This is a genomic window from Priestia sp. FW507-14D1A, from assembly GCF_058781295.1.
This window is the reverse complement of the sequence record NZ_JBYSWQ010000002.1, coordinates 151,298-178,146: the sequence shown is the minus strand read 5'-3', so window position 1 is coordinate 178,146 and position 26,849 is coordinate 151,298. Positions and strand designations below refer to the sequence as shown.

Annotated in this window: 25 protein-coding genes; 19 read left to right on the top strand and 6 right to left on the bottom strand. The window is 38.1% G+C overall.

Annotation, left to right across the window (positions count from 1 at the left end):
• The first annotated feature begins 20 nt into the window (after window positions 1-20).
• Window positions 21-203, top strand: coding sequence for a zinc-finger domain-containing protein (locus AC3WJG_RS09340; protein ID WP_013056173.1), 183 nt, complete (start codon window positions 21-23; stop codon window positions 201-203).
• A 56-nt stretch (window positions 204-259) separates the two neighbouring features.
• Complete coding sequence (locus tag AC3WJG_RS09335; protein ID WP_013056174.1) at window positions 260-532, top strand: DUF2564 family protein; 273 nt, start codon at window positions 260-262, stop codon at window positions 530-532.
• Window positions 533-591: 59 nt separating this feature from the next.
• Here the strand turns inward: AC3WJG_RS09335 and cspD are convergent, their stop codons facing one another.
• Window positions 592-795, bottom strand: a complete 204-nt coding sequence (cspD, locus tag AC3WJG_RS09330) for a cold-shock protein CspD (protein WP_013056175.1) — start codon at window positions 793-795, stop codon at window positions 592-594.
• Between the two features lie 277 nt (window positions 796-1,072).
• Here cspD and AC3WJG_RS09325 point away from each other — a divergent pair, with 277 nt between their 5' ends.
• The 3 genes from AC3WJG_RS09325 to AC3WJG_RS09315 all read left to right on the top strand — a co-directional run bounded on the left by AC3WJG_RS09325 (window position 1,073) and on the right by AC3WJG_RS09315 (window position 7,277).
• The gene (locus tag AC3WJG_RS09325; RefSeq protein WP_013056176.1) at window positions 1,073-1,360 is read left to right on the top strand and encodes a hypothetical protein; all 288 of its coding nucleotides are present in this window, start codon (window positions 1,073-1,075) and stop codon (window positions 1,358-1,360) included.
• A gap of 302 nt (window positions 1,361-1,662) precedes the next feature.
• The gene (bcbE, locus tag AC3WJG_RS09320) at window positions 1,663-2,904 is read left to right on the top strand and encodes a bacillibactin exporter BcbE (protein ID WP_028408011.1); all 1,242 of its coding nucleotides are present in this window, start codon (window positions 1,663-1,665) and stop codon (window positions 2,902-2,904) included.
• A 167-nt stretch (window positions 2,905-3,071) separates the two neighbouring features.
• Window positions 3,072-7,277, top strand: coding sequence for a tetratricopeptide repeat protein (locus tag AC3WJG_RS09315; RefSeq protein WP_337133410.1), 4,206 nt, complete (start codon window positions 3,072-3,074; stop codon window positions 7,275-7,277).
• Window positions 7,278-7,307: 30 nt separating this feature from the next.
• Here the strand turns inward: AC3WJG_RS09315 and AC3WJG_RS09310 are convergent, their stop codons facing one another.
• Window positions 7,308-8,603: a purine/pyrimidine permease gene (locus AC3WJG_RS09310; RefSeq protein WP_034275595.1), complete on the bottom strand. Its 1,296-nt coding sequence runs from the start codon at window positions 8,601-8,603 to the stop codon at window positions 7,308-7,310.
• A gap of 252 nt (window positions 8,604-8,855) precedes the next feature.
• On the opposite strand from AC3WJG_RS09310, the gene dppA reads away from it, so the two are divergent.
• The 12 genes from dppA to AC3WJG_RS09250 all read left to right on the top strand — a co-directional run bounded on the left by dppA (window position 8,856) and on the right by AC3WJG_RS09250 (window position 22,385).
• Entirely contained in the window at window positions 8,856-9,680 is an 825-nt protein-coding gene (dppA, locus tag AC3WJG_RS09305) for a D-aminopeptidase DppA (protein ID WP_028408014.1), read from the top strand.
• Between the two features lie 14 nt (window positions 9,681-9,694).
• Window positions 9,695-10,624 carry an ABC transporter permease gene (locus AC3WJG_RS09300; RefSeq protein ID WP_028408015.1) on the top strand — a complete coding sequence of 310 codons (930 nt, stop codon included), beginning with the start codon at window positions 9,695-9,697 and terminating at the stop codon, window positions 10,622-10,624.
• A gap of 1 nt (window position 10,625) precedes the next feature.
• Entirely contained in the window at window positions 10,626-11,564 is a 939-nt protein-coding gene (locus AC3WJG_RS09295; protein ID WP_028408016.1) for an ABC transporter permease, read from the top strand.
• A gap of 4 nt (window positions 11,565-11,568) precedes the next feature.
• A complete protein-coding gene (locus AC3WJG_RS09290) occupies window positions 11,569-12,567 on the top strand; it encodes an ABC transporter ATP-binding protein (RefSeq protein WP_102813282.1) in 999 nt (332 codons plus the stop codon).
• A gap of 23 nt (window positions 12,568-12,590) precedes the next feature.
• Window positions 12,591-14,234 (top strand): peptide ABC transporter substrate-binding protein, encoded by a 1,644-nt coding sequence (locus AC3WJG_RS09285; protein ID WP_060746036.1) that lies wholly within the window; start codon window positions 12,591-12,593, stop codon window positions 14,232-14,234.
• An 88-nt stretch (window positions 14,235-14,322) separates the two neighbouring features.
• A complete protein-coding gene (locus AC3WJG_RS09280; protein ID WP_221840292.1) occupies window positions 14,323-15,267 on the top strand; it encodes a S66 peptidase family protein in 945 nt (314 codons plus the stop codon).
• A 31-nt stretch (window positions 15,268-15,298) separates the two neighbouring features.
• Entirely contained in the window at window positions 15,299-16,204 is a 906-nt protein-coding gene (locus AC3WJG_RS09275; protein WP_028408020.1) for a C40 family peptidase, read from the top strand.
• A gap of 12 nt (window positions 16,205-16,216) precedes the next feature.
• Window positions 16,217-17,224, top strand: coding sequence for an ABC transporter ATP-binding protein (locus AC3WJG_RS09270; RefSeq protein WP_098333568.1), 1,008 nt, complete (start codon window positions 16,217-16,219; stop codon window positions 17,222-17,224).
• 14 nt (window positions 17,225-17,238) lie between these two features.
• Window positions 17,239-18,000 (top strand): serine hydrolase, encoded by a 762-nt coding sequence (locus tag AC3WJG_RS09265; RefSeq protein WP_225049652.1) that lies wholly within the window; start codon window positions 17,239-17,241, stop codon window positions 17,998-18,000.
• 341 nt (window positions 18,001-18,341) lie between these two features.
• Window positions 18,342-18,893 (top strand): hypothetical protein, encoded by a 552-nt coding sequence (locus AC3WJG_RS09260; RefSeq protein ID WP_013056190.1) that lies wholly within the window; start codon window positions 18,342-18,344, stop codon window positions 18,891-18,893.
• Window positions 18,894-19,002: 109 nt separating this feature from the next.
• Window positions 19,003-19,530: a GNAT family N-acetyltransferase gene (locus tag AC3WJG_RS09255; protein WP_337133409.1), complete on the top strand. Its 528-nt coding sequence runs from the start codon at window positions 19,003-19,005 to the stop codon at window positions 19,528-19,530.
• An 86-nt stretch (window positions 19,531-19,616) separates the two neighbouring features.
• On the top strand, window positions 19,617-22,385 hold the full coding sequence (locus tag AC3WJG_RS09250; protein WP_060746033.1) for a bifunctional diguanylate cyclase/phosphodiesterase: 2,769 nt from the start codon (window positions 19,617-19,619) through the stop codon (window positions 22,383-22,385).
• An 18-nt stretch (window positions 22,386-22,403) separates the two neighbouring features.
• Here AC3WJG_RS09250 and AC3WJG_RS09245 read toward each other — a convergent pair whose 3' ends face one another.
• On the bottom strand, window positions 22,404-22,706 hold the full coding sequence (locus tag AC3WJG_RS09245) for a hypothetical protein (RefSeq protein WP_060746032.1): 303 nt from the start codon (window positions 22,704-22,706) through the stop codon (window positions 22,404-22,406).
• Between the two features lie 88 nt (window positions 22,707-22,794).
• Complete coding sequence (locus AC3WJG_RS09240) at window positions 22,795-23,346, bottom strand: TVP38/TMEM64 family protein (RefSeq protein WP_028408032.1); 552 nt, start codon at window positions 23,344-23,346, stop codon at window positions 22,795-22,797.
• Between the two features lie 494 nt (window positions 23,347-23,840).
• On the opposite strand from AC3WJG_RS09240, the gene AC3WJG_RS09235 reads away from it, so the two are divergent.
• Window positions 23,841-24,158, top strand: a complete 318-nt coding sequence (locus AC3WJG_RS09235; protein WP_013056195.1) for a hypothetical protein — start codon at window positions 23,841-23,843, stop codon at window positions 24,156-24,158.
• Between the two features lie 338 nt (window positions 24,159-24,496).
• Complete coding sequence (locus AC3WJG_RS09230; RefSeq protein ID WP_013056196.1) at window positions 24,497-25,021, top strand: cupin domain-containing protein; 525 nt, start codon at window positions 24,497-24,499, stop codon at window positions 25,019-25,021.
• A gap of 33 nt (window positions 25,022-25,054) precedes the next feature.
• On the opposite strand, the gene AC3WJG_RS09225 is transcribed toward AC3WJG_RS09230, so the two are convergent.
• Together AC3WJG_RS09225 and AC3WJG_RS09220 are read right to left on the bottom strand one after the other, a co-directional pair.
• A complete protein-coding gene (locus tag AC3WJG_RS09225) occupies window positions 25,055-25,657 on the bottom strand; it encodes a response regulator transcription factor (protein WP_013056197.1) in 603 nt (200 codons plus the stop codon).
• Window positions 25,654-26,796, bottom strand: a complete 1,143-nt coding sequence (locus AC3WJG_RS09220; RefSeq protein ID WP_028408034.1) for a sensor histidine kinase — start codon at window positions 26,794-26,796, stop codon at window positions 25,654-25,656. The genes AC3WJG_RS09225 and AC3WJG_RS09220 overlap by 4 nt, the downstream gene beginning before the upstream one ends.
• Window positions 26,797-26,849: the final 53 nt, after the last annotated feature.

Below are 26,849 nucleotides of genomic sequence, written 5' to 3'. Positions count from 1 at the left end.
CGAAATGGAGATGAACGAGAGTGGAACGTAAACAATTATTAGAAGAAGTAACGGAGTTATTGGATTACTACTGTAGTGATTGTTTTGTAAAAAAAACGTTTAATAAAGAAAAGGGCAAAACATACGCTCAGACGTTTTGTATTAAAGAGTGTACCGTAGGAGAAAAAATTAAGCAGTATGGAGATTTGCTGACTAAAAAGTAAGCGTGTATAATTTGCCGGCAGCAGCTTCATTCTATCCATATGGAGGTGTTCTTTCAATGGATAAGTTTTCAAATGAAGAAGTAACAACGGGATATAATGATTTAAAGCAAGTAGAAGTGTCTATTCAATCTGCTCAAAAGATGATTGGGACAGCTACGATGAGTATGAGTCCTCAGCAGCTTGAAGAGGCAACGAATGCGCTTAATGATGCAAAAGCACAGCTTCAATCTGCCAAAGCTCATGGCACAGGAGTAGACGAGCAATTTCTTCAGCAGTGCATGCAGTCTATTCAAACATGTGAACAGCAGCTTACTGAGGCCAAACGCTAGGTATAACAAAAAAGAGACTCGGAAAAGAGTCTCTTTTACTATAAAATAAAAAGATCTATTTATGATAGCTTAGTGACATTAGCGGCTTGCGGGCCTCTATTGCCTTCTACAATTTCAAAAGATACCTCTTGTCCTTCTTCCAAGGATTTATAACCTTCGCTTTGGATGGCAGAAAAATGTACAAATACGTCGCTGCCGCCTTCAACTTCAATAAAGCCATAGCCTTTTTCATTGTTGAACCATTTTACTTTACCATTTTGCATAACTTGAATCCCCCTAGTACTGTGCAGCCTCATGCTGCTGAAACTCGAATTATCATTTCCAATAGAGGTAAATGATTGTTTATATTATATAATAAGAAGAAATAAAATTTCAATATTAAAATTTAACTTTTCTGAAAATTAAATTTTTATGTAACCTGGACGTAGTACAATTATAACTAAAAAAATTTCTTATGAGATGAAAAATAACTGAAAATTTAGTTTATAATAAAAGTATAGTCAGCATAATTTTAACGCGGTGATAAGGAGTGGGTCGTGTATGTATCGTACACAAGTAAATGGAAAAGAAATCATTTTGTTATTTTCAACGCTCGAAGCAGCAAAGAGCCGCAGCAACCTAGAGAAAGAGCAAATTTATAAGCGCGTATTGCATTTAAATGAGCAGCTGCTAATGTTTCAAAATGGAACAAGCTTCACCATTGGCGATCCGTTAGGATTAATTGTAGCTCAAGTGAAAAAAAGTGATTTGACAACCATATATATCGAACATATCATTGATAAACAGTTTATGTATGATGGAGATGGTCATCGAGGTGAAGTAGTGTAACAAGATGACACCTATATATGAAGAAGCGTACGGAGATACTCGTACGCTTCTTCATATATAGGATTAAAAATATGTGATTTTACAAGTATTAACAGGGATAAATAACAAAGTTCAATAAATTGAAGAAGAACAGTGAAACCATGAATAGCAATCACCTTTTTAGCTAAAAAATATAGATATACATCATCTTATGTAATGAGATAGTTAAGCTTTAAAATCAATGAACACGAGAGGTTTTATAAAGCTTAAATTGAAAAACGTGTGATTGTGACGTTAATTAGAAGTAAGGTTTGGAGGACGCTATGGAAAGTAGAAAAAAATTGGATTTACTTGCTCTTGCTTCTGTGCCACTTATCATGACCCTCGGAAATTCAATGTTAATTCCGGTGTTGCCGGTGATTGAAAAACGTCTACAGATAAGCTCGCTGCAGGTATCCATGATTATCACGGTCTACTCAATTTTCGCTATTTTTTTAATCCCGATTGCTGGTTATTTATCAGATCGATTTGGCCGCAAGAAAATTATTATTCCTAGTTTGCTGCTTGCTGCAGTAGGAGGGGCTTTAACAGGCTGGGCTTCATGGCAAATGGCCAATCCATTCTGGGTTATTTTAATTGGCCGCGCGATTCAAGGAATAGGTTCAGCAGGAGCTATGCCTGTTGTGATGCCTTGTGTAGGAGATATGTTCAAAGACGAGCAAGAAATTACAAAAGGACTAGGTTTAATTGAAACAGCTAATACGTTTGGGAAAGTACTAAGCCCAATACTGGGAGCTTTTTTAGCGGCTATGATTTGGTTTCTTCCTTTTTGGTTCATTCCTATTCTTTGCCTTATTTCGATTCTTTTAGTTATCTTTTTAGTAAAAGTTCCGAAAAATGACAGTTCTTCTGAATCTGAACAAAAAAAGAAAAGTATTACGCAGTTTTTAAAGGATTTGAAGAAGACGCTCAAAGAAAATATGGGATGGCTTATGGCTATTTTTATTTTAGGCGCCATTATTATGCTTGTATTATTCGGGGTTTTATTTTACCTATCGACCATACTAGAGGAGCGTTATCATATTGTGAATACGAAAAAAGGTTTAGTAATGGCTATTCCCTTGCTCGCTTTATCTATTTCTTCTTTTGTAGCGGGGAAAAAAGTTGGCAACAATAAAATCGTTATGAAGTGGTCTGCTTTTTTTGGCTTTTTATTGTTAACATGTTCTTTCATCATTTTATTTTTTAATACGTCTCTTTTTAGTATTTTACTCACTTTAGTGCTTGGTGGAATTGGAATTGGAGCAGCTCTTCCCAGTCTTGATGCGCTTATTACAGAAGGAATTGAAAAGGAAGAGAGAGGAACCATTACGTCTCTTTACAGTTCGATGCGCTTTGTCGGAGTAGCAGCTGGACCTCCTCTTTATACATTGCTTATGAAGTGGTCGGACATGGCTGTGTTCCAAACGTCTCTAGGGGTTAGTGCAGTAGGTGCCATTTTAGTTTTAAAAGCGATCAAACCAAAACCTGAAGGCGGCGTAAAACTGAAGAAAGCTGAAGTGTGATTTTATAGAGCTGTCTTATGATAAAAGACAGCTCTTTGCTATTTAAAGACCCGTCAATATGCTTAAATTTATATTGTGTCTAGAAAAAATCCTTGAAATTTCTTATACTTCAATTTATAGACAGCAGATGCAATAGTTCTTATTTTATTGAATAAGGTGGTTTTGAATTGAGTATAAATTATCAGAAATTAAAAAGCATGGTGGATCATTATCAAATATTTGATCTTGTAGCGTATATAACAGAAGAAGTACAAAGCCTTCAACCAAAGAGCCTTACGGGTATTGTGAAAGAATGGTTAGCAAACTTACAAACGGAAGAAGAGCTGTACGAGCTTATCCGCTTTTGTGATGAAGCTTTATTAAATCGTTTAAGTCGAATGTTAACGACATATGGATATCGTCGATTTAGCTCGATTCGAATGGTAACTCTTTATTGTGATGATCTCCTGCGAGAAGGCAAGATACTCGACGCTGATGATAGACTTTCTTTATTAATTTCTCAGCTGGATACGGAATCAGTTAAAGAGGAACAGCTTGAGAAAATCTATTTTTTAAAGGTAAGAATTCTTTTAGAAATGAAACAAGTGGATGAAGCTTCTGAGTGGATGAAACAAGTAACGTCCCATAATCAAAAGGGTATGGCTGACAGATGGGGCTATTTTTATTTGCAGCTCAACGACAGAATGAAAGCTGAAGCCTGCTTAAAAGAAGGAACGACATATAAGGAGAATGGAGATTTTTGCTATGCAATGCTCGCAGATCTATATGCCTATGAAGGGAAGCATAAACAATCGCTTGAAAAAATTAACGAGGCTATTGTCCGCTACCCACAGCTTCCGTCTTTATATATGGATAAAGTGATGCGATTAAAAGATTTAAAAGAGTATTCTCTTTTGCTTGAAACGATTGAATTTATCGATTCAAAGTTACCCTATCACGATTATCAAGATTTTTTTACGCTGCTGCGCGCCGACATTTATTTTGAACAGAAGCAGCAATCTCAGCTTACGCATCTGCTCTCGACTAAGCGGTGTTTAAAAGATTCACCTTATCAAAAATTAATTGGAAAGAATACAGACGATAAATGCAGTACAATCAAGCTTCCTATTGTACCGATTGTTCAAAAAGATAATTATTGCGTGCCAGCTAGTATGAGTATGATGTTAAGGCTTTTACATACCGAAAAAACACAGGATGAGATTGGGACGCGTATTTACGGAGGGTTAGGCTCCAAATTATCAACTGCGGTGAGCTACTTTGAATCTCTTGGCTTTGCAGCGATGTTTTTTACAGGCACAGTTGAACAGTTTAAAGAACTATTAGACAAAGGGCTGCCTATTTTGGTCAGTCTGGAATTTGAACAAGCTTCCCATGTTCAAGTTGTATTTGGCTATGATGATGAACTTGAACTTTTTCATGTACAAGATGCTAATTTTCTAAGTCCAACGTATGTAGAATATAAAAATTTTGATCAGCATTACGCTAATTCGGGTTTTTTATCAATTGTTGCTTCTAAAGCGGAAGCGGATCTCGCTTCACTTTCTAAAGAGCAAGATGTGTTTATTCGTCAGCTGTATGACTTAATCGAACTAGTTGAAGCGGATGAAGAGGCACACATTAATGATCTCGTTTCTTTACTAAAAGCAAATGAGCATGTTCCATTTGCCGCTATTTACAGTATGAAGCATTTGTATAGAAAAGAGCATGAAGCTTATATTCGTACGTGTATTAACCATGTGTTAGAGAAGTATAGCAATCATGATTATCTTAAGCTTCACGCTGCATATGCCTTTTTTAAACTTGACGACAGTAAGGGAGCATCTTCCTTGTTACACCACATAGATAACAAAAAGCATAGCTCTTTTTATCACTATCTTAAAGGAAGAATTGCGCTCGATGAAGAGAGATATGATGAGGCTGTTGAAGCACTGCGGAGCTCCCTGCAATTAGACGTAGAGCAGCATTTGAACTGGAGCTATTTAGCACTTGCATATATGTACAAAGGAAACCTCGAAAAAGCTTTTGAATGCTCGACCATTTCCTTAAATATGTATGGCGATGAATCTTATACACAAATCAATCACGGACTTATTTTAATGGAGAAAGAAAGATATGCAGAAGCCAGAAATCTTTTCGACGCGTTATTAAAAGAAAACCCAAAAGATGCGCACAGCTGGTTTGAAAGAGCCCGTTGTGATGAACATTTAAAAAAGTTTCGTAAAGCTTACCGGGGATTTCAAGTAGCTAAAAAGCTTTTGCCGACTGTTCCTTATCCATATCTTTCGATAGCTGATTTGCTACAATATCAACTAGAAAAAACAGACGAAGCTGAAAGCTATCTCAAAGAAGGCATGAAGCATCTCCCAAGCGACATGACAATTCGAGGAAGACTAGGCGATTTATACGTCGCGAATCAAAGGTACGAAGAAGCTATTGCTCTGTATAAAGAAGGCTTAAAAATAGAAGAAGATGCCCTTATGTATTTGGGCTTATCTTATGCGTATCTAGAAACAGGTGAACATTTAACGGCCGTTGATACGCTCACGCTTATTGCGCAGAAGTTTTCATCGAACAGCGACGTCCTGTTGGATGCAGGCAGCATGCTTTTGGATGCAGCAAAAGAGAAGAATCTAGACGACCAAACGATAGAGTTTGGATTTGCTCTTTATGAAGAAGGAATTCATTTTGCTCAAACAGCGCTAGCTGAAGTGTTAGAAGCATATACGAGTTATTTAGAAGACACGGCTTTACTGACTCGTGGAATTAAGTTTTTAACTGCAGAACATCAAGAGCACCCTGATGAGATTTTGTACATGTGCTACTTAGGCATATTATACGAACAAGCCAAGCAGCTAACAAAAAGTGAGAAACTTTATCAACAAGCGCTTCGTATCAAGCAAGATGCTTTGCCATATTATCGGTTAGGTGAAATATATCAATCAATGAATCGCATCACTGAAGCAAAAGAGGCCTTCCAAAAATGCTTAACTCTTGATAAAACATTTGAAGCCGCTTGTATGAAGCTTGCCGAAATAGCTTGTGAAGAACAAAATCGAACGGCTGAAAGGAATTGGCTGCTTCAATGGATACAGCTGAATCCTATGGAAGTAAACGTTGAGCACGCAGCTTCACTTTGTGAAACAGAGAAAGAGTATGAAGAGCTGTTAGAGGTATTAAAAAGCGTAGAGGAAATTGTACTTCCCCAATGGCTCGCTGACAGCCAGGCCCATGTGTATCGCCTAAAAGGAGACATTTCACAGGCTGAAACGTATTTAGAGAAGGCGCTTGAACTAGATCCACAGAATCCTGCTATTCGCCATCATCAGGCAAAATGGCTCATCATGGAGCAGAGATATGAAGAAGCTAGAAAAATTCTTACAGAGTTACTAAGTGAGGATCCGGAAGATTACGCTCTATTTCAAACGTTCATGTCTAGCTTTCCAAATGGAAAAAAACTGTCCGGGCTTACGGCAGATTTAAAAAAGATAAAAATGGAAAAACAAAGCAAAAGCTTGTTATTTAAAAACGCAGCCGAGGCTTTAAATGAGTATGCCGATTCGATCGTAGAAGAGCAGAAAGGATCTATTTTCAAACGAAGCTTAGCAAAGTTCAAAGCAAAAGCAAAAACGGTTACGCTGCTTGGCTTAACGATTGAACTGTATGAATTTGCTATAAAAACGGATCGGAATAATAAAGAGGCTGTGCATGCATTTGCGGCTTTTTACGAAGAGAAAGGATTAATTGAAGATAGCATCACCGTGCTGAAAAAATCGCTGCATCAAAGCTGGGATTTTGATGTTGCCTATCATTTAGCTAATATACTCGTTAACATCCATGAAAATGAACAGGCTGCACATGAAGCGCTAAACTTAGTTCAAAAACTTCTTGAACAGCAGCCATATCATATAGATTTGCAGATATACCGAGCATTTATTTTGAGTAGCCTTGAAGAGGTAGAAAAATCGGAGGCAGCTTTTCAAGAATTACTTCAGCAGGAGATTTATCAGCCTGACATATATGCAGGACTAGCAAAACTGTATAATAAAACGGAACGTTATCATGAAACTGTTCAGCTTCTTCAAAAAGCAATTGAACAGCGTCAAGAGTATGAAGGGATGTATACCGATTTAGGTATCGCATATCATTTAGAAGGTGAAACGGAAGCAGCAGCTTCGCTTATGATAACCAGAGTAGAAAGTGGAGACGAAGATCTTTTTATTCGCTATAACTTGGCATGCTATCTAGCTGTTCTTGGAAAAACTGCTTCTGCTCAGGAAGAGTTGGATTATGTTTTAGCGCACGATGAAACGGGAGAATTTTATGAAATGGCTATGGAAGACGATGAACTAAAAGGATTAACGGTAAGAAGGTAAAAAAAAGAAGCTGGGTTTCAGCTTCTTTTTTTATCCCTCTTTTGCACCTTGTCTGTTCAAAGAAATGGATTCGGAAATTTCCAGTGCAAGAATGATAATGGTACCAAGAACTAATCCGTTGCTTAAAAACGTAGTAACTAAAGGAGGCAGTGTTGAAAAAGCTTGAGAAGGCAAAAACATAACCCCTATCCCCGACAGCAACGCAATACCAGCTTTTTTCATTGCTTTTTCGGGCTGTTTGGCATGCTTGAATTCTCCAATTCCAAGAGCCATCATACCTGTAAAAACAGGAAAAATTGCCGCGTATCCGACGGCAGGAGGAAGAGCGGACATAATGGACGTTAAAGGAGTAAAGATACTCAGAAAAAGCAAAAGACACGATGCTACAATGAAAGGAACTCGGCTATAAAGATTTGTAGCTGAAATAAATCCACCGGAGCCTGAAATAGGAACGGCACCGACACCTGAAAACAATCCTCCAAGCAGCTGACTTATACCCGAAACCATCCCGGAACGCTTAATATTGTCTTTTTCAATTTTTTCTCCTTTTTGTTTATAAACAGACTCAACAACACGAATAGAAGCGAGCATGTTTGTAATTAAAATGAGCGTCACAAAAAAAGCAGTAACAACCATATTCCATTCAACGCGAGGAGCTCCAAATACGAACACTTTAGGTATGTAAAATAACTGCGCCTGAAACTCGATAGGTTTAGCTAATCCTAGCATTGCAAATACTCCCCAGCCTACACCAATACTAATAATAATGCTGAGCTTATTTAACGTCCGGTGCGATAATAAATAAAAAGTCAGCAGCAAAATCGCAGCTGAAGCCAGCGCAATTGGAAGTTTAATAGCTGAATTCGTTTCTGTAATGCCAAACATTCCTTTTAAAAAGGAACCGCTGAGCTGCGTCACTAATAAAATTAAATATGTACCGGTAACTGTCGGGGTAAAGTATTTTGCTAGTTTATCAATGAGACCAAGCAGGCTCATCAAAATAGCAACTATCCCGCTTATAAGGAGGGTAAACTGCAGCACGCGGAGCGTTTCAGAGTGAGAACCAAACAGAACGGTTCCAAGACTCGCATACAGAGAAAAGACGCCCCACCAAACGCCAGCTGGCCCTTCCATGATTGGGTATTTATGCCCTATAAATACCTGCAAGAGCCCGGATAAAGCTAAAATAAATAACGTTCGCTGTAAAAATTGAATAGAATCCGCTGCGTTTAAATGAAACTGAGAAGCAATTACAATAGGAACAATCATACTATTAGAAATCATAAATAAAAACCATTGTAGTGAAGCAATGGAAACTCGAAACATTCTTAACACCTCAATTAATGCCGACGAGCGGCTGAATGAACCAACAGGCTGCTCTATTATTTTACCATGGGATTTCCAATTTGTAAGCGATATCTTGTTAAAAGGAAGATGAGTAAAGTGTCAAAAAATTCAATATATTGTTGTAAAAAGGAGAAAGATAATTTATAATTTTCTTACAATTATAAATTATAAACATAAGAATAATTTATAATGAACTGACTAACAGTCAAGGAAGGAGGAGGGATAAGACAAATGAAACTATATCTGTCGGTTGATATGGAAGGAATTACGGGACTCGTCGATCACACAAATGTTCTGCGACAGAAAGAAGATTATGAAAGAAGCCGCAAAATAATGACGGATGAAGCAAATGCAGTAATTTATGCGGGATTTAAAGAACAGTGCTCAGAAGTTGTGGTAAATGACAGCCATTCGAGTATGAATAATCTCCTTGTTGAACGGCTTCATCCAGAAACTCAGCTTATTTCAGGAAGTGTAAAACCATATTCAATGGTACAGGGATTAGATCAGACTTTTGATGGTGCTATGTTTCTAGGGTATCATGCTAAAGCATCCATGCCTGGTGTCATGTCTCATTCGATGATATTTGGTGCCCGCAATATGTACATAGACGATACGAATATTGGAGAGTTAGGCTTCAACGCATACGTCGCAGGCTATTACGGCGTGCCAGTTTTAATGGTAGCCGGCGATGACCAAACGGCGCTGGAAGCACAGCAGCTTATTCCAAATGTAACGACTGCTATCGTCAAACAGGCCATTTCACGTTCTGCAGCCAAAACATTAACCCCTAAGAAAGCAGAACAATTACTTCAAGAAAAAACAGCCGCAGCTATTCAACACAAACACCTTGTTAAACCTTTAATTCCACCTAAACATCCAACCTTACGAATAGAATTTGCAAATTACGGTCAAGCAGAGTGGGCGCATTTAATGCCGGGAACAGAAATTGAGCCTGGAACGACGACCGTTCGGTTTCAAGCAAAAGATATTTTAGAAGCTTATCAGGCCATGCTTGTGATGACTGAATTAGCTACACGCACAACATTCTGTTAGAAGGTGGGATAAAGGTGAAAAGTTATATTTTGAAACGATTTTTATCCATGCTTGTCACGCTGTGGGTAATTGTGACCTTAACCTTCTTTTTAATGCATTCGATTCCTGGATCTCCATTTAATGAAGAACGAGCGACGAGCGATGCAGTTCAAAAAAACCTGGAATCATTCTATCACTTAGATGAGCCGCTAGCTGTGCAATATATTCTTTATTTAAAATCCATTGTTACCTTTGACTTTGGTCCTTCCATTAAACAGCCCTCTCAAACGGTTAACGACCTTTTAGGAAGAGGATTTCCTGTGTCATTTGAACTTGGAATAGTGACGTTAATTCTTGCGGTGATTTCCGGTATTACACTAGGCATTATTGCTGCTCTTAGAAGGAATGGAATAATTGATTACATGGCGATGAGCATAGCAGTTATCGGATTGTCGGTTCCAAATTTTGTTATGGCCACGTTGTTAATTCAACAGCTTTCTGTTAATTTGAAAATTTTACCTGCCGCTACGTGGACGAGCCCTTTACATATGATTCTTCCGACTCTAGCTCTTGCCACAGGTCCTATGGCTATTATTGCACGTTTGACTCGTTCCAGCATGATAGAAGTACTAACTCAAGATTATATTCGAACAGCGCGTGCAAAAGGGCTTTCGCCAGTAAAAATTGTATTTAAGCATGCGCTTAGAAATGCTTTAATGCCCGTTATAACAGTTCTTGGAACGATTGCAGCCAGCGTATTAACCGGCACATTTGTTATTGAACAAATCTTTGCTATTCCTGGCATGGGAAAATATTTTGTGGACAGTATTAATACGAGAGACTACCCGGTAATTATGGGCACGACGGTCTTTTACAGTTCGATTCTCATCATTATGCTTTTTTTGGTAGACATTGCTTACGGAATACTTGATCCACGAATCAAACTGTACAAGAAGGAGGGATAATGTGCTGGAAAAACAGGAGTATAAGCAAATTCCTGATGAGTGGTTTGTGCCAAAGAAAAAAAAGAAATCTGAAGCTGAAGCAGTTGTAAGGCCGAGTCTTTCTTATTGGCATGATGCTTGGCGCAGGCTTGTAAAAAACAAGTTAGCCATGCTGGGCCTCTTTTTTTTAGTCATTCTCGTTGTGATGGCTATATTCGGCCCTATGTTTTCACCCTACAGTGTAACGAAAGCTTCTTTTACAGAGCAAAACCTTCCTCCTTCAGCTAGTCATTGGTTTGGAACGGATGACTTAGGAAGAGATATGTACACTCGGACATGGTACGGGGCTAGAATTTCTTTATTTGTAGGGCTGATGGCAGCGCTTATTGATTTTATCATCGGTGTCATTTACGGGGGATTCTCCGGCTACAAAGGCGGAAAAACAGATAATGCCATGATGCGCGTAATTGAAATTTTATACGGTCTTCCTTATTTATTAGTGGTGATTTTACTAATGGTAGTGATGGGCCCTGGGCTTTCTACGATTATTGTGGCACTTTCCGTTACAGGTTGGATCGGGATGGCGAGAATTGTACGGGGGCAAGTATTGCAAATAAAAAACTATGAATACGTGCTTGCATCCAAAACCTTTGGAACAAAAACTAGTCGTATCATTAAGCGAAACCTGCTTCCAAATACGATGGGACCGATTATCGTTCAAATGACACTAACCGTGCCAACTGCCATTTTTGCTGAAGCTTTTTTAAGCTTTTTAGGGCTGGGTGTACAGGCTCCTTATGCCAGCTGGGGAGTAATGGCAAACGATGGTTTATCAACGATTCTATCAGGCTATTGGTGGCGTTTATTTTTCCCTGCGTTTTTTATTTCTCTAACCATGTTTGCTTTTAATGTCCTTGGAGACGGACTGCAAGATGCACTTGATCCGAAATTAAGGAGGTAAGCAAATGGAAAAAATGATCCAAATCAAAAACTTACACGTACAGTTTTCAACTTACGGAGGGCGAGTTCAAGCTGTAAGAGGCGTTAGTTTTGATTTACATAAAGGAGAAACACTAGCGATTGTCGGAGAGTCAGGGTGCGGAAAAAGCGTAACATCTCAAAGTATTATGAGGTTAATTCCGACACCTCCGGGCAGGATCACAAGCGGATCTATTTTATTTAAAGGCCAGGATTTAACGAAACTACCAGAAAAGAAAATGCGAGACATTCGAGGCGCTGATATTTCGATGATTTTTCAGGATCCTATGACTGCGCTTAATCCAACTCTTCGCGTAGGAGAGCAAATTTCAGAAAATATTATGCAACATGAAAACATCTCGAAAGAAAAAGCCAAAGAAAAAGCATTTGAAATGCTGGAGCTAGTCGGAATCCCAAATCCTAAAGAACGCCTAAAGCAATATCCTCATGAATTTAGCGGGGGAATGAGACAGCGTATTGTCATTGCAATGGCTCTTGTGTGCAATCCCGAAGTGCTAATTGCTGATGAACCTACCACAGCTCTTGACGTCACGATACAAGCGCAGATTTTAGAATTGTTTAAGGATATTCAGCAGAAAACGGATGTCTCCATTGTTTTAATTACCCATGATTTAGGGATAGTGGCTCAGGTAGCTGACCGAGTGGCCGTAATGTATGCAGGGAAAATTGTAGAAATTGGAACAAGAAGAGATATCTTTTATACGCCGCAGCATCCGTATACAAAAGGATTGCTGCGTTCAGTTCCTCGGTTAGATTTATACGAAAGTGAGCTTGTGCCTATTGCAGGATCGCCTCCCGATTTATTTGCACCTCCATCCGGATGTTCGTTCGCACCTCGCTGTCCTTACGTAATGGAAGTGTGTGATCGCATGTATCCTGTATCGACAAAGCTGAAAGAAAGTCACCAAGTGCACTGCTGGCTTCAAGATGAGAGAGCCCAAAAATTTGTAACAACTATAAGCTAGATTTATAGATGAATAGAGAACTTATGAAAGAGGGGGAAATGATGAAAAAAATAGGGTCTTTACTAATGATGTGTGTACTTATATTTGCACTTGCTGCCTGTACGGCCACAAAAGATTCCGGCGCGGAGCCAGAAAAGAAGAGCAGTACAGCAAAAGATGAGGGTAAGGTCCTTTATATGAATAATGGCGCAGAACCTACGTCTTTTGATCCACCTATTGGATTTGATTCATATTCATGGAATATGCTTAATAACTTAATGGAAGGGCTGACTCGTTTAGGAAAAAGCGATGAGCCTGAAGGAGCAATGGCCGAGAAATGGGATATCTCTGATGACAAAAAGGTCTATACGTTTCATTTACGAAAAAATGCTAAATGGTCAAATGGAGATGACGTGAAAGCAAGTGATTTCGTATTTGCTTGGAAGAGGCTGTTAGACCCTAAGACGGGTTCACCAGCGGCATTTTTAGGTTATTTCATCCAAGGTGGAGAAGAATTTAATACGGGTAAAGGCAGTGCTGATCAAGTAGGGGTAAAAGCGCTAGATGACAAAACCTTTGAAGTTACGCTTAAAAGCCCTCAAGCCTATTTCTTAAGCGTAGTTTCCAATCCAGCGTTCTTCCCAATTAATGAAAAAGTAGCAACAAAAAATCCGAAATGGTTTGCAGAAGCAGATTCGTTTGTTGCTAATGGTCCCTTCAAATTAACTCAATGGAAGCATAACAGTAATCTAGTCATGGAAAGAAACGATCAGTACTGGGATGCTGAAAATGTAAAGCTCGACAAGGTAAAATGGGCAATTGTTGAAAATACAAACACAGAATATCAAATGTATCAAAATGGAGAACTAGATGTTTCTGAAATTCCATCGGATTTAAGTGAAAAGCTGCTGAAAGATGGAGATGTTCATATCGAAGACCAAGCGGGAACTTACTTCTATCGCTTTAACTTAGATAAAGAGCCCTTTCAAAACAAAAATATCCGTAAAGCATTTGCAATGGCTGTAGATCAAGATCAAATTGTTAATTTTGTTACAAAGAATAAAGAAAAGCCAGCTCGCGGGTTCGTGTCTTACGGATTTAAAGATGCAGATGAAAAGGATTTCCGGAAAACGGGCGGCGACTTATTAAAAACAGATGGCAAAGAAGCAAAAGCACTTCTGAAAAAAGGAATGAAAGAAGAAGGATATAAAAAGCTGCCAGCTATTACGCTAACATACAGTACAGACGATACGCATAAAAAAATAGCAGAAGCACTGCAGCAAATGTTCAAAGAAAATCTAGGCGTAGATGTGAAGCTTGCCAATATGGAGTGGAATGTTTTCCAAGAAGAACAAAAAGCGTTAAAGTTTCAGCTGTCACGAAGTTCATTTTTAGCTGATTATGCAGATCCAATTAACTTTTTAGAAAGCTTCCAGACGGGTCATTCAATGAACCGTACAGCTTGGAGCAATAAAGAATATGATGAGTTAATTAAACAAGCTATGAACGAAACGGATAATAAAAAACGTTTTGAGCTTATGTATAAAGCAGAAGGTATTTTATTTGATGAGATGCCGATCATTCCTATCCATTTCTACAACTATGTGTTTTTAATCAAAGATAACGTATCTGGAATTGTTCGTCATCCTGTTGGCTATTTAGATTTGAAGTGGGCAGATAAACAGTAAAGTGGAACTTTTTGTCAGAGGGGATTTCAATTCCCTTCTGACCCAAGTTTCACTTTCTTCATTTCTTTACCCAAAAGGAGTGTAACAAATGATAAAACCACAACGATTACAAAAAGGTGATACAGTAGCTGTTATTGCACCTGCTAGTCCGCCTAATCAGCACAATCTAAAAAAAGGAATAGAATATTTAAAGGAAATAGGGTTAAACGTAGTAACAGGCGCGCATTTATATAAAAAACACGGGTACTTGGCAGGGACTGATGAACAGCGGGCAGCGGATATACATGCAATGTTTGCTAATAAGCAAGTAAAGGCAATTATCTGTGCATGTGGAGGGTACGGGACTGCTAGGCTTGCCTCGCAATTAAACTACGATTTAATTAAACGAAACCCAAAGATTTTTTGGGGGTATAGTGATATTACGTTTTTACATACGGCTATTCATCAGCGCACAGGTTTGGTTACCTTTCACGGGCCAATGCTTTCGTCGGATCTCGGAAAAGAAGATGTTCATATAGAGACGAAGCAAGCTTTTTATCAATTGTTTTCTCACCGTTCTTTGTGCTATACGGATCAAATTAGTATGCTCGACACTATTTGTGAAGGAGAAGCAACTGGTCAGCTAATAGGAGGAAATCTTACTTTGCTGGTAAGCACGCTGGGCACACCATTTGAACTAGATACAAAAAATCGAATTTTATTTATTGAAGATATTGATGAAGAACCGTATGAAATTGACCGCATGATGACACAGCTGTATATGGCCAATAAACTGCAGGATGCAGCAGGAATTATTATCGGAGATTTTCATAACTGCTATCCTAAAAAACGTACGGAGTCGCTTTCATTAGAAATGGCATTAACAAGTTACCTGACTTCTTTAAAAAAGCCTGTTATGAAAGGGTTTCGCATCGGACATTGTTCTCCTCAAACAGCTGTGGCGATTGGAAGTTATGCCACGATGTCTACTCATCAACGAACCGTGGAGTTTGAATCAGGTATCGCATTACCAAAAGATAAAATCGAACGCTGAAGGTTAAACCTGAGAGGAGGATAAATAAGTGGTGGATAAAAAAACGTATTACGTTTGTGTAGCTGTGGCGACTGTTTGGACTTCCTATGACTCTAGCAGAGAAATAGATGACAATGCAACAAGTGTCCCAGTAAAACTGGATAAATGGTTAGAACAATTAACGTATACACGCCGGTTGGACCTTTGTGAGAAAAATTTAGTTCAAACGCAGCTGTTACTAGGAGAAGAAGTATATGTAACAGAAATCAAAGGTAAATGGGCAAAAATCGTTATTCCTTCTCAGTTTTCTTCTAAAGATGAAAGAGGATATCCCGGTTGGGTTCCTTTCCACCAACTGATTTCTCAAGCTGAATATTTTCCATTGAATAAACCAACGGCAGTGGTATCAGCAACGATTGCGACCCTGCACCTAGCGGAAGAAGCCTTGCAAATTAGTTATCAAACGCAGCTGCCTCTTTTAAAAGAAGATAAAGAATGGCTAGAAGTTCAAACGCCGGTTGGCAGGGGGAGAATAAAACGTCAAGATGCTGTTGTAATGGAGGATAGAAACCGTAAAGTAAAAGGAACTGGCGATATGATTATTGCAGCAGGAGAACAGTTTTTGAATCTTCCATATTTATGGGGCGGCATGAGTGCCTGGGGATATGATTGTTCAGGGTTTGCCTATGCTACTCATAAAGCAAACGGATATCTTATTCCAAGAGATGCAACCGATCAAGCAAGGCAAGGAAAAGAAGTAGGGTTAGCCTCTATTCAACCTGGAGATTTGCTGTTTTTTGCTCATGAAAAAGGTGAAGGGTCTATCCACCATGTTGGTATTTATTATGGTAAAGGAAAAATGCTTCATTCACCTAAAACAGGTAAAACCGTTGAACTGATTGAATTAAAAGGAACGCTTTATGAAGAAGAGCTGTGCGCAGCCCGGCGCTATTATTAGGAGGTGGCAGTTATGGCAACGAAGCATTTGTTAGAAGTAAAGCAGCTGAGCAAATATTTTTCGATTACGAATAAGCAGGTTTTGAAAGCAGTAGACGGCGTGTCTTTTCATATTTCAAAAGGAGAAACCTTTGGACTTGTTGGTGAATCCGGCTGCGGAAAATCAACTGCCGGACGAACAATCATTGGGTTGTATAACCGTACATCAGGAGAGGTGCTTTATAAAGGGAAAAACGTGCATGAGCTATCAGAGAAAGAAAAATTTGCTTTTCATCGTAATATGCAAATGATTTTTCAAGATCCATATGCTTCACTAAACCCTCGTTCTACCGTGAAGGAGATTATCTCAGAACCAATGGAGGTTCACGGACTTTATTCGAATAAAAAAGAGATGCTGAACCGCGTGTATGAGCTGCTAGAAGATGTCGGGCTAAACCGTGATCATGCCAATCGCTATCCTCATGAATTCAGCGGCGGGCAGCGCCAGCGTATAGGGATTGCGAGAGCTTTAGCACTAAATCCAGAATGCATTATTGCAGACGAACCTATTTCTGCTTTAGATGTGTCTGTACAGGCTCAAGTAGTTAATTTATTAAAAAAACTCCAAAAAGAAAAAGGGTTAACTTATTTATTTATTGCACATGACTTATCGATGGTAAAGCATATAAGCAATCGTATTGGAGTTATGTATTTAGGACATTTAGTAGAATTAACAACAAGTTCGGAGCTGTATCAAAAACCGCTTCACCCTTACACTCAAGCTCTACTGTCAGCTATTCCTATCCCTGATCCTGACGTTGAGGATAATCGGAAGCGGATTGTTCTTAAAGGAGAATTACCGAGTCCAATTAACCCGCCCTCTGGCTGCGTGTTTAATACGCGCTGTCCTCTTGCAGTAGCAGCCTGTAAGACTCAAAAGCCGGAGTGGCAGGAAGTTGAAGACAATCACTTTGTAGCCTGTCACTTATACAATCAAAAGATAATGAGTAACAACTATATGGAAACAGCTGCGACAAAATGATGGAAAGAGCGAGAATGAAAATCGAAGATGCAGTTACTACATGGAAGCGGAGTAATAATGGACTTATACGTATTCATATTGAAGGAAAAGAATCCATACAGATTAATTCTTTTATCCAACAACGAGCAGCAAGTACAATCAAGCTGCTGCTTGCAATAGAAGCGTTTCGTCAAATTGATGCGGGCATCTTGGCTTTGACATCTGTCATTCAAAGAACGGAAAAAAACACGGTTGGCGGAGCAGGCGTACTTAGAGCTCTTCCGCGGTTAACATATATTAAAGTGGAGGAGCTGCTTACCCTTATGATAGTTGTTTCTGACAACACAGCTACAAATGAGCTCATTTCTTTAGTAGGATTTGAAAAAATTAACGAATGTGCTAAAAATCTAGGATTAAAGAAAACCGTTTTAAAACGCTATATGATGGACGAAATCGCTGTTGAAAAAGGGATTGATAATTATACGTGTGCCTCTGACGTAGTAAAGTGTCTAAGGGAAATATATGAAGGAAACCTTTTGCAAAAATCTAGTCGCGAAAAAATAATGAGAATGTTAAAAATACAGCAGTTTCAGCATAAGCTTCCAGCACGTATAGGGTCAGCGTTTCAGGCTGCGAATAAGACTGGAGAACTACAGGGAGCAGAACATGATAGTGCTATTCTCATGCGAGGTAACGAAACGTATTATGCTGTTGTTTTGATAGATGGACTAAGTGACAATGAACAGGGAAGGAGATTAATTGCTGATATTGGATACCTTCTGTCATCTAACATCTAAAAATCTTTTGACCATATACTTCAATAAGTGGGATTGGTTTGGTCTCTTTTATTTAATGTCTTCTATCAAAGAAAAACTCACATTTACTAATAATAAATGCTTGTCTTCTCAGATTTTGGCGAGACCGTTATTTGCTGTGCTGGATTTATGCTAGTAATAGATAAACATGTTCTTTTTCATAAAATTTTATGAAAAAATAATGATAAATCATTCATCCTATACCAACTTATTCATATTTTTTATATAATAGAATAATAGTATATATTTTAAACGAATAGTGAATGTCTATGCAAAGCAGCAAGAAGCATGAAATTATTCGATTCATAAATGGTGGTGTATGTATGGCAAACGAACATGTAATGATAGATATTATAAAAGCATTTAAACGCAATTCAACTGAATCCATTGCCATGGATTTAATTAAGGAGGTGCGAGGGACATTTAGTCCATTACCTAAATATATAGCGGATTTAATTGATGAGCTGAGAAAATTAAATTTAAAAGACGAAGTGATCAGTGTAATCTTGTATCAATCTGTATATGTGGCAGATCATCAATTTAATATTAAAGATACCATTACCAATCGTCAGTTTGTAAAAGATACAATTGAAATGGGCAGAAGATGGGTGCATCAGTACGGCCGAATTGAAACAGTAGAAGAAGCAATCCATATTGCAGAGCAAGTGTCTACAAAAGAGGACCTGCCTCACCATTTGCAAACAGCAACAATTGACGAAAAAATTACGCTTGAGGTGCAGCTTGATCATCAAACGTATGAAATGTTAAAAAACATAGCGGTTTATTATGATCATCATTCCTATGAACAGTCAATGACTGTAGCAATTAATCGTTTATATACGCAGCTGCGTGATGCACAATCAAAAAATAGTTAAATGTCAAATCTCACATGTTCCGTGCACCATGTGAGATTTTTTAAGATGTGAAAGAGGCGCAGATGAAAATGTCTTGCTCCATCATTCACCAAAGGGAGGGAGAACATAGATGAGGGTGTATTTATCTCCTCTTCAAAAAAAAGATGCTTCTAAAGTTTTTGCATATTGGTCGGATGAAGAGGTTACTAGATATATGAATATTGAGCCCTTTACGACGTTTTATCAAGCGGAAAGCATGATTGCACTTCTCCAGAGTTTGACGAAAGAAGGCAAAGCAACACGCTATGCTATTCGATTAAAGACTTCCGATGAAATCATTGGAACCTGCGGTCTAAACCGTATTGATTATGTTAAAAAGCAAGCAGAGATTGGGTATGATTTAGGCAGACCTTTTTGGAAAAAAGGCCTCATGACAGAAGCGCTCTGCCTTTTGCTAGAAAAAGCTTTTGAAGAGTTTCATATACAAGAAATTGAAGCAAAAGTTGATCCTAATAATAAAGATTCAATTACTCTTTTAAAAAAATTTTCGTTTCAACTAGAAGAGGCGTATGATTCAGATGATTGCACTTGTTTATACACCGTCAACAAGGAAAAAGTGAGCGCGATATTGTCAGGACGTTCAAAAGGTAAGAAGTAAACCAAGCATAAGTTCTTTTGAAATAGTAAATATTTTTAGGCCTTAACCGATAACAAAGAAAAGAACGAATTGAAGGAAGGTCATGAATGAATCATCATACACATTTACTAGAAGGGACGTACAATGAGTTACTCGTTACACTCTCTTTCCTTATCGCTATTACTGCGGCGTACGCTTCTTTTGGGTTAGCTAATCGTGTGAAAATTTCCCGGGCAAAATTTATTCAGTTTTGGTTAATCAGCGGGGCATTTACATTGGGAATAGGCATTTGGTCAATGCATTTTATCGCCATGCTTGCTTTTCACTTGCCCGTAGATGTTTCATATAATTTATGGTTTGTTCTTCTCTCAATCTTGGGAGCGATAACGGGATGTTATATAGGCCTCTACCTCATTCACAAACAAAAGAAAAGTATAAAAGCACTTATCATTGCAGGGAGCTTTATGGGAGCTGGAATTGTTTTTATGCACTATTTGGGCATGATGGCTATGGAGCCAATTATGATTTCATATGATCCATTTATCGTTTTTCTCTCTATTCTTATTGCTGTTGCTGCTTCTAATACAGCTTTGTGGCTTGGTTTTTATTCAAAGCTAAATGAAGGCAAGCTTACCGTTTTTGCTAAGGTTATTTGTTCTACTATTATGGGCATTGCTATTGCAGGTATGCACTATACGGGCATGCAGGCAGCTTCTTTTTCAGGAATGTCAATGTCTGAACACTCAAACGGTTTTGCCTTAAATCCAATATATTTATCCGTCGTTATTGTTTTTTTTATTGTCTGCCTATTTACGGCTGTGTTTTTAACCATTTTTATGGATCGACGCGTACAAAAACAAGAAGTTTTAAAATGGGCTTTTTTTGAATCCGCCCTGGATGCTATTTTGGTGATCGATGAAAAAAGACATGTTTTATCGCTCAATTATGCAGCGGAAACGCTTTTCTCTCTTAAAGCATCAGATGTAATCGGGAGTAATGTTGTTAAGCTGCTCCCCTTCTATGAATTTTCTTCTCTACAAGATGGACGAACTGAGCACTCCCTTTTGATAAGTAATAGAGAAGTTACGGCTGAGATAACGGTGATGGCGGTAGCGATTGAAGAGACGGTTGAGTATATGCTGTATATCCGCAATATGACGCAAGAGCGCGAAGCGGAAAAAACGTTGATTGAAGCAAAAAATCGCTATGAAAACTTGTTTTACTCCTCTCCATTGGCCATTATGGTCCATCGAGAAGAAGAGGTCGTGTCTGTGAATGATGCTATGATTCAGCTTTTAGGAGTAACGGAAGACCAGCTCGTTGGTAAATCGTTATATGATTTCTTTTCATCTGAACAAGTTCCTGATATTAAAAAAGGATTGAAGGCAGTAAAGGATAGAAAAGATGAGCCAAGATCTCCATTAGCTCAGTTGAAAATGTTTAATGCGTTAGGTAAGGAACTCTTCTTAGAAGTAAAATCTACGCTCATTCAAATTAATGGAGAGACGCTTTTTCAGACAGTAACTAGAGATGTAACGGAACAGAAAAAAGCTCAAGAATCGCTTCAATATATGGCTTTTCACGATATGCTAACAGATTTACCAAATCGAAGTATGTTTTCAAGCATTGTAGAGAAATCCATTGATTCAGCAGCTGATTCAGGAAAAAAGCTTCATTTCTTATTTTTAGATCTCGATCGTTTCAAACAGGTAAATGACACGCTTGGTCATCATGCTGGAGATCAGCTTATGCTTCAGGTTGTTGATCGAATGAAGAGCTGCCTAAGAAACCAAGATGTGCTTTCGCGTTTTGGAGGAGATGAGTTTTTAGTTTTACTGCATGATAGGACGGATGAAGAAGTGGAAAAAATCTGTCAATCATTAAATGACTGCTTATCCACTCCTTTTGTAGTGCTATCGAGAGATGTTTATTTAGGGGTAAGTATCGGAGTTAGTTTATTTCCTAAAGATGGAAATTCACTTGAAGTGCTCGTTCGCCATGCTGATTTAGCGATGTATGAAGTCAAAAAACAAGGGCGTAATCATTATCTGTTTTATCAAAAAGAAATGCAGGTTCATACTACGCGACGAATGAGAATTGAAGATGGGTTACGCAAGGCTTTTGAGCTGGGCGAAATGGAGCTTCACTATCAGCCGAAAGTCAATATTCAAAGTGGCCATATTGTTGGAGTGGAGGCTTTAATCCGGTGGACTCATGCCGAGATGGGCGTCATTTCTCCCGCAGAATTTATTCCGATTGCTGAAGAAACAGGGGTTATTGTTACACTGACGAAATGGGTATTAAAAAAAGCGTGCCATCAAAATAAGTATTGGCAGCTTCAAGGACTTCCTCCCTTAAAAATGAGTGTGAACATATCAAGCGTGGATTTTGGTACAACTGATTTTGTTGATTATGTGTTAGGTGTCTTGCGTGAAGTAGAGTTAGAACCACGATATTTAGAACTTGAAATTACAGAAAGTGTAACGATGAAGCATGTTGAGCAAACAATCGAAAAGCTACAAATCTTAAAAGATGCAGGAGTATTTATTTCGATTGATGATTTTGGCTCAGGATACTCCTCGTTCAGCTATATTCAGAAGCTACCTATTCATACGCTGAAAATTGACCGGTCTTTTATTAAAGATTTAGATCCTAATACAACGGAAGTATCGATTGTCAGAGCCATTATTACACTAGCCAAAAGTTTGCAGCTATCCGTCGTAGCAGAAGGTGTAGAAGAAGTTGAACAAGTAGAACTTCTTCATAAAGAAAAATGTGATGAAGTGCAGGGATACTATTTTTCCAAACCGATTTCAGCGGAGGAATTTTATGAGAAATTTCATAAAATCGAAGAAAAAATGGAATTTGTTCATTAATAAAGAATAAAGCCGTTCTTATTTAAAAGAACGGCTTTTTACATTTAAAGTAAGAGCTAACAGTTTATACAATACATAGATTCCAAGGTATGCACCGGTTAATAAAAAAGCTGAATTTAAAAAGATTGCATGGATGCTCGTCATAAAAACAGTATGGTTTTTTAAGATACGATAGATAGAAGCAGCAGCTATATTTCCAAATACTAGCGCTGAAAGAAGGGCTAGCGTATTAAAAACTAGCTCTGCTCCTTTCCATTTGAGTGAGAAAAAGAGCATGATAATAGGAACAATAATACTTCCAGAAACCAGCAGGAAAATCAATGGACCATCTCCAATACGTTAGCTTATTACAGTTACATAAGATAATGTTTTTGCTTATTTTTAGATAGTCTTCCCTTTTTATAATCCGTTAAGCTTTTTTCTTCCATTTTTTACTTATATAAAAAAGTGAAATAATAGATAAAGCCACTAAAATGATTTTGCCTTGCATAGATCCTTGCGTAATATGATAAACGGAATAAACTTCAATAAAAAGCGCTGGAATTTTTCCAAGTGCGCTAGCAGAAATGAATACCGCAAAGGAGCCTTTTCCTACAGCGCTAAAGAATGTAACGAGGCCTGATGGAACAAAGGGCAGTAATCGCAAAGAAAGAATCAATATAAAACTTTCTTTCCCTTGTACGCGCAGCAGCTTTAGCCACTTGGAGTGAGAAGGTGTTTTGGTATGAACAAGTGTACGGAACCCTTTTCGATACAGCCAAAAAGAGAGAGCTGCACCTAAAACTTCTCCAATAAAAGAAAGTAAAAATCCGTTCCAAAAACCAAATAACTTTACGTTTACGAACGTAAGGGGTGCGCTTGGAAATACGCCCGTAATGCTAATAAGAATGTTCAAAAGAATGCTGATAAACCCAGCTGCTTCTAAATGTTCAAGCAGAAATGTTTGAAGATAGTCAGTCATGGTTATACTCCTATTTATGTTTTACCTGTAGGGCTATTTTAGATGATTTTCTACTATTATATAATTTTTGGCATGAAATAAGTAGGTAGGCAGTTTATAAAAAACGAAACAGGGTAACTACTTACTAATGAAAGATGACTCACTGATTTGAAGGGATGGACAACTCATGTTGAAATTTTTGCTTGTTATTGTAGTTATATTATTAATTATTATGATTTTTAAACGCTTTATCCGAAAATAAAAATGCTAACTAAGCAGCTCGTGAGATCTTTCTCACGAGCTCTTTTGCGGAGCTATTCAGTAGCTCAACAATACATTTTTTACCTGTGATGAATATCACTGCAGCTAGAAAAATGAAGGGGTAAGATAGAAATGGGAGGGAGGTATATGGAATTATTATTCTATCTCAGCACTTATTTATCAGGGGGAGCTATCGCATTATGGCTAATTAATGCAGCATTTAATGGATTATTAAAATAATAGAGGGAGAGAAAATGAACGATTCTAAAGGTATATTTAACGATAAAGAAAGAAAGCTTGCTCGCTATTTGGAGACGTACACAACTGAGCAGATTTTAACTGAAGCAGGCATGTCTTCGTCTGCTGCGCTATATGAGTTGAAAAAAATAAGATTACCGCGGGCAGTTGCTAATACGATTGTTTATTACGTACTGGCAACAAATAATCAAAAGCTGGTTATGTACAAACTGCTCATGTTAGCTGGCGTTTGTAAAAAGCTTGGCATTCAAGATGCACAGGCAGCCCTCACTTTTATCAAAAAATATTACGTTTGTCATCAGCATTTACACTAAAAAGTACATCTGTCTGAGGGGGAAAAGAGATGAATATTGTCCCGTTTAAGCAGCGTTCATCTGCAAAAAATGTTCAAGGCAAAGAACAGCCGTTTCAATGTTTCATTGAGGGAGATCGATTTCAGTTAGATTTGTATATGACATATTTATTTCATCGCTGCCATTCTAGCAGGTATAGATATAGCCCTGCTAACAGAAAGGGTAGGATGTAATGATAAGATACCGGTGGTAAGCGGCTTCATTTTTCCTGATGGAATAATGAAGCCGTTTGTTGTGTTAGAAAGAATGATTTACTATGATGTAGTTAATGATAAAAGAAAAAGAAGGGAAGGAACGTAATGGATTTACATAAGTGGGAATATTGGATTTCAAAGCTCGAGCTTCAGCCTCATCCAGAAGGAGGGTTTTATAAACAAACCTATCGCTCCAATGATGAAATTTCTGATAAAGAAGTGTCATCGCAGTTTGATGATAAACGATTTCTATACACGAGTATTTACTTTTTATTAAGATCTCAAGATGTATCGCATTTCCACCGGCTGCAATCAGATGAACTATGGTACTATCATGGGGGAAGCCCTTTAACCATTCATATTATTTACCGCGACGGAACCTATCAAGAAGTAAAACTAGGTACAAACTTAGAAAATGGAGAAGTTCCTCAATTTTTAGTTCCAAGAGATACGATTTTTGGTTCCTCTGTGGCAAATGAGAATACATTTTCTCTCGTTGGATGCATGGTCGCACCAGGTTTTGATTTCCGTGACTTTGAATTATTCACAAAACAGCAGCTGCTTGATGAATTCCCTGAGCATGTTGTGATCATCGACAAATTAGGGTACGATAAATTGCCAAATGATTAAAAAGCATGCATCTCGGTTTGATGCATGCTTTTTTCATTTGAACCAGCCTTTTTCCTTAAAGCGAGTAATGGCTTCAATGCGGTTCTTTACTTCGAGTTTGTCCAGAATGGTAGAAATATAATTACGCACCGTTCCAGTCTTAATAGATAGTTCGTCAGCAATTTCTTTTGTGTTTTTTCCATCAGCTACTAGAGCTAATACTTCTTTCTCTCTAGCTGTAAGAGGACTAGTAGATTCACTATATAAGTCATCCACTAACTCTGGAGCGTAGAGGCGTCTGCCTGCCATCACGCTTCGAATGGAATTTGCGAGTTCTTCACTCGGACTATCTTTTAGCAAGTATCCGCTTACGCCGGCTTTCAAAGCTCTTTGAAAATAGCCGGAGCGAGCGAACGTTGTCAAAATGATGACTTTGCAGTTTAAATCTTTCAGTTCCTCTGCAGCTTCAAGCCCAGTTTTAAGAGGCATCTCGATATCCATTACGCATATATCTGGCTGGTGCTGCTTAGCAAGTGATACCGCTTGTTCCCCATTTGAAGCTTTTCCGACAACTTCCATGTCATCTTCTAAATTTAACAAAGAGCCTAAAGCCCCTAACATCATTTGCTGATCTTCGGCAATAACAATTCGAATCATAATTGTTCCTCCTTAATATGTTTAACGATGTTTGGAACTGTAATATGAATAATCGTCCCCCCTTGACTGGAGATATCAAGATGGCCGTTTACAAACTCCAGCCGTTCTTTCATTCCTAAAAGACCGTTTCCTTTCCAGCAGGTTTTCTTCGTATTAATACCAACTCCATTGTCTTCTACCCTTATGCCTACTTCTTTTGCAGACTGATGTAAAGTAATCGTGCAAACGGTGGCTTGACTATGTTTGACCACATTGGTTACGGCTTCTTTTAAGCACATGCTAAGAATATTTTCAATTAGCAACGACACATTCTCTAATGAAATGGCCTCTTCTCCTACAAACTTAATTTCGGCAGCTTCTAAAAGCTCTTGAACGCGTTTTAGTTCTTCACTAAGGCGGATTCCACGCATTTGAGAAACCATGTTTCTCACTTCATTAAGAGCCGTGCGCGCTGTTTGCTGGACATCTTTTAATTCTGATTTTGCTTTTTCAGGATCTTTTGTAATAAGTTTTCTTGCTAAATCACTTTTTAGACCGATAAGAGACAGCTTTTGTCCTAACGTATCGTGCAGATCGCGAGCTATCCGCTGGCGTTCTTCCTGTTTTACAAGCTCAGAAATACGTTTGTTTGCATCTTCAAGCTGTTCTTCCAGCCGGTCTCGCTTCTTTCGATTATAAATGCTGAATGGCAGTACAATCACACTGATGGAAATTACAAAAATGAAAGGCAGCTGTTTTAAAAAGATCTCTTCTTGCATAACAACGTTAAAGTTTACCGAAATAACGGTGCTGATTAAATGAACAGCATACAAAGTGAAGAAAGCGAGTCGTTTTTGGATATTTCCAATAAAATAAGCGATAAAAAAAGCAAAGTAAAAGGCAAAGTAAATATAATTAAAAATAGTTGTCAGGGCTAAGGAAATAACGATTAACAAAGCTGTCCATACGTAAACGGACTTGCCTGTTGAAACAAACGCAAAACGATAGAAAATAAAAAATAAGATGGTGAGTAACGAACCAACAATAATGTGATTCATGGATGAAGACTGTAAAATAAAATAAAATGGTAGAATGACAAATACCGTCCATATGTACGGAGATAGCCCAGTGATTTTTTGGAAAAACGTATATTTTTTCATAAAGAACCTCGTTTACTTGTTAAAATACACTATTAGTTTACCACAAAGTAGAA